At 66.2% G+C, this 12,831-nt stretch carries 13 protein-coding genes; 9 read left to right on the top strand and 4 right to left on the bottom strand.

Annotated elements, in window-relative coordinates:
* Positions 1-19: 19 nt before the first annotated feature.
* Positions 20-1,144 (bottom strand): diguanylate cyclase domain-containing protein, encoded by a 1,125-nt coding sequence (locus ACTIFP_RS14010; protein WP_439569330.1) that lies wholly within the window; start codon positions 1,142-1,144, stop codon positions 20-22.
* A 180-nt stretch (positions 1,145-1,324) separates the two neighbouring features.
* On the opposite strand from ACTIFP_RS14010, the gene ACTIFP_RS14005 reads away from it, so the two are divergent.
* The gene (locus tag ACTIFP_RS14005) at positions 1,325-3,313 is read left to right on the top strand and encodes a lipoxygenase family protein (RefSeq protein WP_439569329.1); all 1,989 of its coding nucleotides are present in this window, start codon (positions 1,325-1,327) and stop codon (positions 3,311-3,313) included.
* A gap of 103 nt (positions 3,314-3,416) precedes the next feature.
* On the opposite strand, the gene purC is transcribed toward ACTIFP_RS14005, so the two are convergent.
* Positions 3,417-4,196, bottom strand: coding sequence for a phosphoribosylaminoimidazolesuccinocarboxamide synthase (gene purC, locus ACTIFP_RS14000; protein ID WP_037513919.1), 780 nt, complete (start codon positions 4,194-4,196; stop codon positions 3,417-3,419).
* Between the two features lie 208 nt (positions 4,197-4,404).
* Here purC and ACTIFP_RS13995 point away from each other — a divergent pair, with 208 nt between their 5' ends.
* Positions 4,405-5,325: a crotonase/enoyl-CoA hydratase family protein gene (locus tag ACTIFP_RS13995; protein WP_439569328.1), complete on the top strand. Its 921-nt coding sequence runs from the start codon at positions 4,405-4,407 to the stop codon at positions 5,323-5,325.
* On the opposite strand, the gene ACTIFP_RS13990 is transcribed toward ACTIFP_RS13995, so the two are convergent.
* On the bottom strand, positions 5,326-6,957 hold the full coding sequence (locus tag ACTIFP_RS13990; RefSeq protein ID WP_439569327.1) for an alkaline phosphatase D family protein: 1,632 nt from the start codon (positions 6,955-6,957) through the stop codon (positions 5,326-5,328).
* A gap of 72 nt (positions 6,958-7,029) precedes the next feature.
* A complete protein-coding gene (locus ACTIFP_RS13985) occupies positions 7,030-8,166 on the bottom strand; it encodes a DUF3667 domain-containing protein (RefSeq protein WP_439569326.1) in 1,137 nt (378 codons plus the stop codon).
* A gap of 77 nt (positions 8,167-8,243) precedes the next feature.
* Here ACTIFP_RS13985 and ACTIFP_RS13980 point away from each other — a divergent pair, with 77 nt between their 5' ends.
* From ACTIFP_RS13980 to ACTIFP_RS13950, 7 genes are read left to right on the top strand one after another with little or no spacing between them, the layout of a single operon-like run.
* Positions 8,244-9,530: a glutamate-5-semialdehyde dehydrogenase gene (locus ACTIFP_RS13980; RefSeq protein WP_439569325.1), complete on the top strand. Its 1,287-nt coding sequence runs from the start codon at positions 8,244-8,246 to the stop codon at positions 9,528-9,530.
* 31 nt (positions 9,531-9,561) lie between these two features.
* Positions 9,562-9,825, top strand: coding sequence for a CopG family ribbon-helix-helix protein (locus ACTIFP_RS13975; protein ID WP_439569324.1), 264 nt, complete (start codon positions 9,562-9,564; stop codon positions 9,823-9,825).
* Complete coding sequence (locus ACTIFP_RS13970) at positions 9,813-10,100, top strand: type II toxin-antitoxin system RelE/ParE family toxin (RefSeq protein ID WP_439569323.1); 288 nt, start codon at positions 9,813-9,815, stop codon at positions 10,098-10,100. The genes ACTIFP_RS13975 and ACTIFP_RS13970 overlap by 13 nt, the downstream gene beginning before the upstream one ends.
* Positions 10,097-10,750: a nicotinate-nucleotide adenylyltransferase gene (locus ACTIFP_RS13965; RefSeq protein ID WP_439569322.1), complete on the top strand. Its 654-nt coding sequence runs from the start codon at positions 10,097-10,099 to the stop codon at positions 10,748-10,750. The genes ACTIFP_RS13970 and ACTIFP_RS13965 overlap by 4 nt, the downstream gene beginning before the upstream one ends.
* Entirely contained in the window at positions 10,747-11,145 is a 399-nt protein-coding gene (gene rsfS, locus ACTIFP_RS13960) for a ribosome silencing factor (protein WP_439569321.1), read from the top strand. Before ACTIFP_RS13965 ends, rsfS begins: the two co-directional genes overlap by 4 nt.
* Before the next feature lie 33 nt (positions 11,146-11,178).
* The gene (locus tag ACTIFP_RS13955; protein WP_439569320.1) at positions 11,179-11,607 is read left to right on the top strand and encodes a 23S rRNA (pseudouridine(1915)-N(3))-methyltransferase RlmH; all 429 of its coding nucleotides are present in this window, start codon (positions 11,179-11,181) and stop codon (positions 11,605-11,607) included.
* Positions 11,604-12,818, top strand: a complete 1,215-nt coding sequence (locus ACTIFP_RS13950) for a murein hydrolase activator EnvC family protein (RefSeq protein ID WP_439569319.1) — start codon at positions 11,604-11,606, stop codon at positions 12,816-12,818. The genes ACTIFP_RS13955 and ACTIFP_RS13950 overlap by 4 nt, the downstream gene beginning before the upstream one ends.
* Positions 12,819-12,831: the final 13 nt, after the last annotated feature.

Below are 12,831 nucleotides of genomic sequence, written 5' to 3'. Positions count from 1 at the left end.
GCGAGCGGTCAAGCGATGGTTACGCGACCCTGCCGACGCTTTCGACGGACGACGTCTGGAGGCGATCGGCGGCTTTTGCGGCGTAAAGCGCAGTGTCGGCGACTTCGAACAGCTTGCGTGCGCTATGGCCATGCTCGGGCCAGCGCGCGGTCCCGATGCTGGCGCCGACGCGGATCGGACGGTCGTCGATACGATAGGGCGCGGCAAGCGCCGACAGGATATGGTCGGCGAGCGACGTCGCAAGCAACGGCGAGCCGGCGGGGGCGAGGATCGCAAACTCGTCGCCGCCCTGCCGCGCCACCACCGCGTGCTGGCCGCAGGCGCGGCGCAGCCGTTCGGCGATTTCGCAGAGCAGCAGATCGCCGACCGCATGGCCGTGCTGGTCGTTCACCGGCTTGAACCCGTTGAGATCGAGCAGCGCGATGGCAAACGGATTGTCAACGCTCGCCATGGCGATTTCCTGATCGAGCCGGAGGTCGAATTCGCGCCGGTTGGCAAGGCCGGTGAGCGGATCGGTGTGTGCAAGCTCACGCATCTGACGCTGGAGTTCGAGCAGGTCGATCACCTGGCCATGCTGCTGGATCACCATGCGGAGCAGGAACAGGGTCGCGATCACCAGACTGGTCCCCGCGGCGATTTCGGGCGGATTCCCCGACGTCAGCATCAGCAGCGCGATCGGCGCCAGCCCGACGCCGAGGTTGAGAAAGGTCGCAAAGCGGATCGACGACAGGCAATAGGCGGTTGCGAGCGAGCCCATCGCCATGATCATCGCATAATAGCTGTGCGTCGCGGCGGGCGCGGCGAGCCAGTTGGTCACCGTCCAGATGCTGCACATCAGCCCGGTGATGCCCGACACCCAGCTCGTTTCGCGGATCATCCGCCGCGCGCGGCGCGGGCTCATCGGGCGACCGCGATTGTGCATCAGGAACAGGAAACCGAGGACGCCGACGATCGCCAGGATCGCCGGAAAACCGATGCGGATCACCGGATGCACCGTGGCGACCCCGGCATAGATGGCGGTCGGGGTCGTCGCCGCCAGCATCAGGAACAGCATCGGGGTCAGCGTTTCGACGCGATTGGCGCGCAAAATCGCGACATCGTCCCGAATATCCTCCGGAACCGGCGGAAAGATCCGCGTGATCAATCTGTTAAAGACCCCCGTCATCGCCACCGGATAGCAAGCAGGGGTAAAGCATCGGTTAAGGATCGAAACCGCGTCTTATCACGGACCTAAGGGGACGGAGCGGGTCGATGGCTTGCGAAATATTAACCATGTCCGGCGACAAGCGGCGGCCCATTTCAAGCGCCCGACAGGAGCCAAGCCATGTCCTATGCGATGCCGCCGCTGACCCCCGCCACCCCCGCCCCCGCGGCGCCGATGCCGTCCGCCGACCCGTCGCTGCCGCAGCAGGACACGCCCGCCGAGCAGGCGGCGCGCGCCGCGCAGCTGGCGGCAACGCAGGCGGTCTATCAGTGGACGACCGACGTCCCGACGCTGCCCGGCGTGCCGCTCGCCAACGACGTGCCAAAGAATGATAAACCAACGATCGCCTGGTTCGCGATCCTGATCGGGGTCGGGCTCGACATCGTCCGCAACGCGCTGACCGTCAAACTCGGCGGCGTCGACAAGGGCGAGCTTGACAGCCCGCGCGCCCAATATGAAGCCGCGCTGGCCGAATGCGACGCGATCGCGCTATCGACCGCCAAAATCGCGGTGGAGCATGGCGTCCACAGCGGCGGCAATATCTTTGAACGCATCGTCGGCGACGTCGAAAATGCTGTCGCGGCGGCCGAGCGCGATGCGCATGTCGCGCTGCTGACCGGCTATAAGGAGCGGCTCGAGGATTTGATGAAGGTCGATGAAGCCGCGGGCCTTGGCCGCCAGACGCCGCGCAGCATCGAAGCGTATCGCGCGTTGTTCGCCACGCTGCCCGTGCCCGGTGTCAGCTATATGTTCCAGGATGACAGCGAGTTCGCGCGGTTGCGCGTGCAGGGGCCGAACCCGATGCTGATCGCCGCCGTCACCGGCGCGCTGCCCGCCAAATTCCCGCTGTCCGAGGCGCAATATCAGGCGGTGGTGAACGGCGACACGCTGGCGGCGGCGCTCGCCGACGGCCGCCTGTTCCTGCTCGATTACCAGCCGCTCGACGTGCTCGACCCCGGCACCTATGGCGGCGCGGCCAAATATGCCTGGCAGCCGCTGGCGCTGTTCGCGGTGCCGCCGGGTGGCGCGTCGCTGGTTCCCGTGGCGATCCAATGCGGGCAGGATCCGGCCGACTGGCCGATCTTCACCCCATCACCCGCCGCCGACCGGCTGTGGGGCTGGGAAATGGCGAAGCTCGTCGTGCAGGTTGCCGACGGCAATTATCACGAATTGTTCGCGCATCTGGCGCGCACGCATCTGGTGATCGAAGCCTTCGCCGTGGCAACGCACCGCCATCTGGCCGAGGTGCACCCGGTCTGGGCGCTGCTCGTCCCGCATTTCGAGGGGACATTGTTTATCAATGACCAGGCGGCAACCTCGCTGATCGCCGCCGATGGCCCGATCGACCATATTTTCGCGGGTACGATCGCATCGAGCCAACAGGCCGCGGTCGACGCGCGGCTGGCGTTCGATTTTCATGCCAAAATGCTCCCCGCCGATCTGGCGGCGCGCGGCGTCGGGGTCGATTCCGCCCTCGCCGATTTTCCCTATCGCGACGACGCGCTGCTGGTGTGGAACGCGATCCACGAATGGGCACGGCAATATGTCGACCTTTATTATGCGAGCGACGCCGACGTCGTCGCCGACACCGAACTCGCCGCATGGTCGGCCTGCCTCGCGGGCGAAGCAAAGGTCAAGGGCTTCGGGCCGGTGACCAGCCGCGGACAGCTCGCCGACATCTGCACGATGGTGATGTTCACCGCGAGCGCGCAGCATGCCGCGGTGAACTTTCCGCAAAAGGACATCATGGCGTTCGCGCCCGCGGTGACCGGCGCCGGGTGGCAGGCGGCGCCGAATGGGCAGCGCGGCCATGACAAGGCGGGCTGGCTCGCGATGATGCCGCCGATGGCGCTCGCGCTCGAACAGTTGAATGTGCTCGAACTGCTGGGGTCGGTGCATTATCGGCCGCTTGGCGACTATCGCAGCAACGCCTTCCCCTATCCCGCATGGTTCCAGGACCCGCGCGTGACCGCGGCCGAGGGGCCGCTGGCGTGGTTCCAGGCGGCGCTGGTAGGGGTCGAGGCCGAGATTGCAGCGCGCAACGGGGAGCGGATGCAGCCTTACCCCTATTTGCAGCCGAGTTTGATCCCGACCAGCATCAATATCTAGTCCAGCGCGTCGCCCCCGCGAAGGCGGGGGCCGCTGGCGGCTTTGCTCAGCAGCACCGCGTAAACCGACTGCGGCCCCCGCCTTCGCGGGGGCGACGATCTGGTCAGCTACCCTTTTTCTTCCGGTGGCTTTCCAGATCGAGCACGGCATTCTCGCCGCCCTCCGGCAGCAGGCCGAGCCGACGCGCGACTTCCTGATAGGCTTCAACTTCGCCGCCGAGGTCGCGGCGAAAGCGGTCCTTGTCGAGCTTTTCGTTCGTCGTCATGTCCCACAGACGACAGCCGTCGGGGCTGATCTCGTCGGCAAGGATGATGCGGCTGAAGTCGCCTTCATAGAGGCGCCCGAATTCAAGCTTGAAGTCGACCAGACGAATGCCGACCGCGGCGAACATGCCCGACATGAAGTCGTTGATGCGGATCGCCATGTCCTGAATGTCGTGAAGCTCGTCCTGGCTGCACCAGTTGAAGCAGGCGATATGCTCCTCGGCGACCAGCGGGTCGCCGAGCGCGTCGTCCTTGTAGCAATATTCGATCAGGGTGCGCGGCAGCTGCGTCCCCTCCTCGATGCCGAGCCGCTTCGACAGCGTGCCCGCGGCGACGTTGCGCACGATCACTTCGATCGGCACGATCTCGACCTGGCGGATCAACTGCTCGCGCATGTTGAGGCGGCGGATGAAATGGTGCGGAACGCCGATATTGCCAAGCAGCGTGAAGACATGCTCCGAAATCCGGTTGTTGAGCACGCCCTTGCCGCTGATCGTGCCCTTTTTCTGCGCGTTGAACGCGGTCGCGTCATCCTTGAAATATTGGATCAGCGTGCCCGGTTCGGGGCCCTCGTACAGGATCTTCGCTTTGCCTTCGTAGATCTGGCGGCGACGGGACATGGTGCAAACTTTCTGCCGGAACCAAATGAATGACCCCGGCAAAGCGACTCAAGAGCGAGCGCGGCGCCGGGGCGGTCGGGCGGCCTATAGCGGCAAAGGTCGGGCGCGTCATCCCCGGCATCGCGACGGTCTCCTTACGTTTACGTTAACTAGAGCTTGCACTCCCCTGTCTCGCTTGCAACGATGCACGCAACCAAGGGAGAGACAGATGAGCTTCGACCAGATTCGCCTCGATAAGCACGAAGGCATCGCGCTGCTGACGCTGCACCGGCCCGACCGGATGAATGCCTTTACCACCGAAATGATGCTGGAGATCGTCGCCGCGCTCGACGAGTGCGACGCTGACGACGGCGTGCGCGCGGTGATCTTCACCGGCTCTGGCGACCGCGCCTATTGCGCCGGTGCCGATCTGGGTCAGGGCGCCGCGACTTTTGACTATGCCAAGCGCACCGACAAGCAGGCGATCCTGCCCGATGGCATGGCGGCGAGCCCGGTCGCCGAGGACGGCACGATCGACTGGTCGCACCCGTTGATCCGCGATTCGGGCGGGCGCGTGTCGATGCGCATCTTCGATTGCAAAAAACCGGTGCTCGGCGCGATTAATGGCGCCGCGGTCGGGATCGGCGCGACGATGACACTGTCGATGGACGCGCGCCTCGCGAGCGAGGCCGCGCGCTACGGCTTCGTCTTTGCGCGGCGCGGCATCGTGCCCGAAGCGGCGTCAAGCTGGTTCCTGCCACGCCTCGTCGGCATCCAGAACGCCGTCGACTGGTGCTATTCGGGCCGCCTGATCGACGCCGCCGAAGCGCATGAAAAGGGCCTCGTCCAGTCGGTGCACGCGCCGGGCGCGCTGGTCGATGCCGCGATCGCCAAAGCACGCGAACTGACCGAGCATAGCGCCCCGGTGTCGGTCGCGCTGACCCGCCATATGCTGTGGCGGATGCTCGGCGCGCCGCATCCGATGAGCGCCCACCGCTGGGACAGCCGCGCCATTTTCGCGCGCGGGTGCAGCGCCGATGCCGCCGAGGGCGTGTCGAGCTTCCTCGAAAAACGCCCCGCCAATTTCACCGTCAGCGTTGCGAATGATTATCCCTGGTTCGCCGAGTTCGAGGATACGCCGCCTTATTGATCAGGCGGCGTCGTATTTCCGCCGCCCGCGCGCTGCGGTCATGCTGTGCGTCGCCTTCAGCACCGGGGTGTGGGTGCGGATCGTTTCGACACTGTGCCAGTTCGCGGTCACGCGCTCGCGCGCCAGCTGCACCGTCACATAACCGCGATCCTGGGTGTTCGCCCATTTGAGCTGCGGCGAGGCGGCGCGCAGCGCCGACACCCGCGCGTCGTCCGAAATGCCGCGCGTATAGCCTTCGTAGCCCGGCGAGGTGACGCTCTGCCCGGCGATCTCGATCCCTGCAGCGCGGCCCCCCTCGCTGAGGTCAAACGCCCAGGCGTTGTGCGTGTCGCCGGTCAGGGTGACGAGGTCGGCGTCGGCGCGCTGCGCCGCGGCGAGCAGCCGCGAGCGCGCCGCCGGATAACCGTCCCATGCGTCGAAGTTGAACGGCAGCTTGGCCCGGGCGGCAAGCTGCGCGGTTTCGATGCGGCGGCGGACATTGTCGGCCATGGTGGCCCCGAACCAGTCCTTTGATTCGGGCGGCGTGAACAGGCTGCCCATCACCACCTGCTGCGCGCACACCTGCCAGCGCGTGCCCGTTTTCGTCGAGGCGGCGAAGCCGTCGAACAGCCACTTTTCCTGCTCGGCGCCCATCATCTGGCGCGCGGGATCACGATAGGCAGTTTCGGCGAATTGCCGCAGCCTGGCCGCTGTATTGCCGCCGCCCGCCACGATCTCGTCGACCTCGAAGGGCTTGTCGCGACCGGTCAGGCGCGTTTCGGGCAGGAAAATTGTCGCAAGGTCGCCGACCTGATAATCGCGCCAGCGCGTATCGGCGACGGGCATCCATTCGCGATAGGCACGCTCGGCGGCGGCGACGCGGTCGGGCCAGCTACCCTCGCCCTCATTGTGATTCTGTGCCCCGCCCTTCCAGCTGTCGTTGGTGATTTCATGATCGTCCCACTGGGCGATCATCGGGAACAGCGCGTGCAGCCGCGCCAGATCGGGGTCGCTGCGATAGGCGGCGTAGCGGAGGCGATAGTCGGCGAGCGCCACCATCTCGTGCGCCGGCTGGATGTCGCGGCCCGGCACCGCCTGTTTGAGCGAGGGATAGTCGCCGACCGGATATTCGTAGAGATAGTCACCCGAATGAACGACCAGGTCGATGTCCTGCCGGGCAGCGGCGTGGGCATAGGCGTTGAACCAGCCGAACGGCAGGTTCGAGCAGGAAAACAGCGCAAGGGTGAAGGCGCTGGTCGGCCCGGCGGGCAAGGTGCGAGTGCGGCCGGTCAGCGATCTGGTCCCGTCGGGGGCGACAAAACGATAATAATACCAGCGGCCGGGTTCGAGACCCGAAACGACCAGCTTGGCGGTATGATCGCGATCACCGGTCGCGGTCACGCTGCCGCCGCCGGAAACTTTCGCGAAATCCGAGGTTTCGGACAATTCGGCGGTCAGCACCGTGTCGTTCGCCGCGGCGTAGCGCGTCCACAGCAGCACCGAATTCGCCCCCGGCTCGCCGCTCGCGACGCCATGGGTAAAGCCCTGCGCCATCATCGCCGCCGCCGCGCCGGGCAGCGACAGCGCCGCGAGGCCCGCGGTGCCCAGCGCAATCAGCTGGCGCCGATCCATTTCGCCCCAATGGTGGTGCATCGCAAATCTCCTCCTCGACCGGCGGGTTCTTTGCCCGGGCTTTGTTACGATTCGGCGCCGCCCGGATTTGGGCTAACCCATCACCCCGAGCGCGAGCAGCAGGAACATGAACATCATTACCGAATAGAGGCTGAAGACGAGCAGCAGACTGGTGCGCACCAGCGCCCCAAACCTCGACGAGCGATAAGCGCCGCGCAGTTGGCGATACATATGAAACGGCACATATAGCAGCGCAAAGGCGGTCGCGACGTCGCCAAAGATCGTCAGGTTGAACAGCCGCACGACCACGAACAGGAGCAGCATGAAGCTGATCGAGTAGGTGACGAAGACGAAATGGTCATAGGTGTGGAAGCGGCGGCTGAACGGAAACAGCAGCCATAGAAAAGGCAGCGACAGCGGGATCAGCGCCCAGGCGAATTTATACGCGTTCGCCTGAAGTTTGTAGAACATCAGCGCGGGGTTCGCGATCGCCTTTTGCAGCCCCTGATCGATAAACGGCACCCCGGTATCGACCTTGGTCTGCGACAGGAAATCGGCGCCGGTCATTACCTGATCGACCGGATCGTCGAGCACCGGCGGCCCCTTGTCGAGTTCGGCCTGGGTCAGGCGGCGCGCGATGCGGAGGTACCCGGCGCTTTTCTGAAGCGTCGTGCGCTCCTCCTCGAGTTGCCGCCGCTCGGCCGCTGGCAGGGCCTTGTCCGCTAGCCGCGCGTCGATGCGATCGACTTCGGTCTCGAAACTCTCCTTGAGGGCGTTCGAGCGCGTCTGCGCCTCCGCCGCCTTGGCAATATCCTCGCCCACCCCGCCGCCGCTGCCGACCATCGCCAGCACCGCATAGGTCAGGAACACCGCGAACAGGAACAGCGCGAGCGGCGAGAGGAAGCGCGCGCGCTCGCCATGGATATAGCGGCGCGTCAGGTCGCCGGGCCGCCACGCGAGCAGCGGCAGCGTATTCCAGATCTTGCCTTCGAAATGAAAGATCGCGTGGACCAGATCGTGCCCGATCGCACCGAAGCTGCGGTGGACGTCAGCGCGCTGGCCGCAATGATGACAGTGCGAACCGATCAGGCTGGTGCCGCAATTCAGGCAGCGCAGCCCGGGCGATGATTCGCCCCCGCCGCCCGTGCGTCCGCCATGCCGCGGCTCGACCGCGCGGCCCGCCAGCCCCGCGGTTACCGCCGCCCCAATGCCTTCGATGTCCCCGCTCATCGCGCCTGCCTAAAGGCGGGCGAAGCGCGACGCAACGGGACTTTCGCGGGCCAAGCAAAGCGTGATAGGGCGGCGCCATGACCGCCGAAGCCCTCACCGCGCCGCCGATGCCCGGCGATGCCGCCGCCCTGATCGCCGATATGGGCGCGCGCGCGCGCGCCGCGGCGAAAACGCTCGCGCTGGCGGCAACCGCGGACAAGGCCGCGGGGCTGGTCGCCGCCGCAGCGGCGATTCGTGCCGGCGCCGCCGAGATTCTGGCCGCCAATGCAGAGGATATGGCGGCGGGGCGGACGAACGGGCTGTCGGGCGCGATGCTCGACCGGCTGCGGCTCGACGCGGGGCGATTGGCCGACATTGCGGACGCGATCGACGCCATCGCCGCGCTGCCCGATCCGGCAGGCGCCGAGATCGACCGGGTGACGCGTCCCAACGGGCTGGTGCTCAGCCGCGTGCGCGTGCCGCTCGGCGTCGTCGGGATCATTTATGAAAGCCGCCCCAATGTGACCGCCGACGCGGCGGCGCTCGGGCTGATGTCGGGTAACGCCGTCATCCTGCGTGGCGGCAGCGAGGCGGTGCATTCGAACCGCGCGATCCATGCGGCGTTCGCGGCGGGGCTCGTCGAGGCGGGCCTGCCCGCCGATGCGGCGCAGCTTGTCCCGACGCAGGACCGTGCCGCGGTCGGCGCGATGCTGCGCGCGCAAGGGCTGATCGACATCATCATCCCGCGCGGCGGCAAAGGCCTCGTCGCGCGCGTGCAGGACGAGGCACGCGTGCCCGTGCTCGCGCATCTCGACGGGATCAATCACCTCTATATCGACGGCGCCGCCGATCCCGCGAAAGCCGTCGAGCTCGCCGTCAACGCCAAGATGCGCCGCACCGGCGTCTGCGGCGCGACCGAGACGATCCTGATCGACCGCGCCTATCCCGCGCCCCTCGCCATCATCGATGGACTGGTCAAGGCGGGCTGCGAAGTGCGCGGCGACAAGGCGGTCGCGGCACTGAGCCCGCATGTCGACCCGGCATCGGCGGGCGACTGGGACACCGAATATCTCGATGCGATAGTCGCGATCGCCATGGTTAACGGCCTTTCCGGCGCGCTCGCGCATATCGACGCGCATTCGAGCAAGCACACCGACGCGATCGTCACCGAGGATGTTGCCGCCGCCGAGCGCTTTTTGGCGGGCGTCGATAGCGCAATCGTCATGCACAACGCCTCGACCCAATTCGCCGACGGCGGCGAATTCGGATTAGGGGCCGAAATCGGCATCGCGACAGGGCGGCTGCACGCACGCGGGCCGGTCGCGCTGGAGGGGCTGACGACGTATAAATGGCTGGTGCGCGGCACGGGACAGGTCCGGCCTTGAATCATTTGTATACAAGTGATACATTTGACCCATGACAAAACATTCCGTCATTTCAGCGCGTATCGATGCCGAAACCCTGGAACTGGTAGACAAGATCGTCGCCGAACAGGGACGCAGCCGGGCTTGGTTCGTGGCGCAGGCAGTTCGCCACGCCGCCGAACAGGAAGCTCGCTTTGCTGCGTTCATTCAGGAAGGCCGTGACGACATTTCCGCTGGTCGGACGGTGGATCATGCCGATGTCCTGAAGATGATGGATGATATGATCGCCGGTCATGAGGCCCGATGCCCCGAATAACATGGTCGGAAAAGGCAGTTGCCGATCTGGTTGCGCTCAACGATTGGCTGACCGAATATCGGCAACCGCAGGAGGCGGCCGGTTCGATTCGGGCGATCAGAAATCAGATCGCAAATCTTGATCAATTCCCGGCCGTTGGGTCACCCGTTCATGCGGGTACACGCAAACTAATGATCAAGGACCAGCCTTTCGTTCTTTTGTATGAAATGATCGATGGCCAGCTTATGATCCTTCGGCTCGTCCACAATCGCAGCGACTGGCAATCCCTTCTGTGATCCCCACCGGCCTCCTCGGCGGAAGCTTCAACCCCGCGCATGGCGGGCACCGCGCGATCAGTTTGAACGCGATCGAGGCGCTGGGGTTGGGCGAGCTGTGGTGGCTGGTGTCGCCGGGCAATCCGCTCAAGCCCAAAGCGGGCATGGCCTCGCTCCCCTTACGCCTCGGATCGGCGCAGCGCGCGGCGCGGCGTTCGCCGATTCGCGCGACGGGAATCGAGGCCGAGCTGGGCACGCGCTACACGATCGATACGCTGAAAAAACTCGTCCGCCGCTACCCCGATCGCCAGTTCATCTGGATCATGGGGGCCGACAATCTGGCCCAGCTGCCCCAATGGCGCGACTGGCGGGGAATCGCGCGACTCATGCCGATTGCGGTTATCGCGCGTCCGGGCTATAATGACCGCGCCCATGCAAGACGTGCGATGGGTTGGCTTCGGCGCTTCGTCCGGCCCGTGGACCAGAAATTGCATTGGACGGACTGGAGACCGCCCGCCCTCGTGTTCCTGCGATTTTCGCCCGATGTGCGATCCGCAACTGCGATACGGCAGGCCAACCCCCGCTGGTTCGAACGCTATGAAGGTCGCGCTTTGCGCGATCCGCTGACGCGTTCGCGGCTTGTGGACCCGACTAGGAAAGGACGCATTTGATCTCCGCCACCCAGGATGCCGCCAATGGCGCCGCATCCGCAAATGACAACGTGGACGCGCTCCACGCACTGATCCTCCACCAGCTGGATGAGGACCAGGCTCAGGAAACCATTTCCATCCCGCTTGCCGGCAAAAGCAGCATCGCCGACCATATGGTGATCGCGAGCGGCCGTTCGACGCGTCATGTCTCGGCGATTGCCGAAAAGCTCGCGCAGCGAATCAAGCAGGAAGCGGGCCGCAGCGTCCGCGTCGAAGGGCTGCCCAATGCCGATTGGGTGCTGCTCGATGCCGGCGACGTCATCGTCCATCTGTTTCGCCCCGAGGTGCGTAGCTTCTACAATCTCGAGCGCATGTGGTCGTTCGGCGACGCGCCGCCGGTTGTAGCCGCAAATTGACGTCCCTGCCCTGCCAAGGGTAGGCGGGGCGTCATGTTGCTGCACATCATCGCGCGCGGGCGCATCGGGCGGGGGCCCGAGGCCGAACTGGTCGAGCGCTATATGAAGCGCGTGATCTGGGCGCAGAAGATTTCCGAGCTTCCGGATACGGGCGGGCGTGTGCCTGCTGCAGCGGATAACAGCCGCACGGTCCTGCTCGATGAAGGCGGCGAACAGTTGTCGTCGATTGAATTTGCCAAATTGCTGGAAAACTGGCGCGACGGCGGAGTCCGCGAAGCGCGCTTCTGCCTCGGCGCCGCCGATGGCTTCACCCCCGAGGAACGCAAGGGCGCCGACAAGGTCATCGCCTTTGGCCGCGCCACTTGGCCGCATCTGATGGCGCGCGCGATGCTGGCCGAACAATTGTGGCGCGCCACCAGCATCGTCGCGAACCACCCCTATCACCGTGAGGGACGGCAATGAGGCGCGCCTTCGCGGCGCTTGCGGCAATTGCCCTGCTGTCCGGCGGCGCGCTGGCGCTGGCGCAGAGCGATATTTTCGACCCGCAAGCGATCGTCGCGCGCGAGCGCAATCAGTTGCTGGGCGCCAAGCAGCAATCGGCCGAGGCAATGGCGCGCAGCTCCCGGCTGGAGGCGCAGGCGGCGGCCGCGAGCAGCGAGGCCGACCGGCTGAAAAAACGCAGCGCCGCGCTGGCCGCGCGGATCCAGTCGGCTGAGGCAGACATCAGCGCCGGCGAAGCGCGCGTCGCGCTGGTCAGCCGCCGCTTGGCAGCACAGCGCGCCCGGCTGGCGCAGCAGCAGCAACCCTTGCTCGAACTTGCCGCCTCGCTCCAGCAACTCTCGCGCCAGCCGCCGGTCAGCGTGCTGGCGCAGCCGGGATCGCTCACCGACATGGTCCACGCGCGCGCGGTGATCGATGCGGCGATGCCGGTGATCGAGCGCCGCACCGCGGGGGTGCGCCAGGAATTGACGCTGCTCCAGACGACGCGCCGCCAGCAGGCGGTCGCGCTGAAGGCACTGTCGGCCAGCAAGGCCCAACTGTCCGAGCGGCGCGGCGCGTTGACGCGGCTGGAGAATGAAGGTCGGCTGCGCTCGCGCGAGCTGATGAGCAGCGCGCAGCTTGAGGCCGATCGCGCGCTGGGGCTGGGCGAGAAAGCCCGCGACATCGTCGAACTGATGGACTCGCTCGAAGCCGACGGCGCGGTGCGCGCCGAGCTGGTGCAGCTCGCAGGACCACTGCCGCGCCCGCGCAACCCGGCCGCCAATATCGCCAGCGCCGCGCCGCCTGCCTCCGCCGAAGCGGCGCTGAGCGAGGGCGCGTACCGCCTGCCCGTCGTCGGCCGCATCGTCGCCGGACTGGGCGAGGTCAACGACAGCGGCGTGCGGTCGCGCGGGGTGACGATCGCGGCGCGTCCGGGGGGACAGGTCGTTTCCCCCGCCCCTGGCCGGGTCAGCTTTGCCGGCGATTATCGGGGCTATGGCAAGATCGTCATCATCGACCATGGCGGCGGTTGGATCTCTTTGCTCACCGGCATGATCGGGCTATCGGTCGCGGTCGGCGACACGCTCGACCACGGGGCGCCGATCGGCCGCGCCGGGTCCGACGACAGCCGCATCACCGTCGAGCTGCGCCGCGGCGGCCGCCCGGTCGATATTGTCGCGATGATCGGGTGACGTCGCTTGCCGG

The organism is Sphingopyxis sp. (assembly GCF_051861155.1).
Lineage (GTDB): Bacteria > Pseudomonadota > Alphaproteobacteria > Sphingomonadales > Sphingomonadaceae > Sphingopyxis.
Note: the sequence above shows the minus strand (reverse complement) of the source record. Positions and strands in the feature narration are given on the sequence as shown.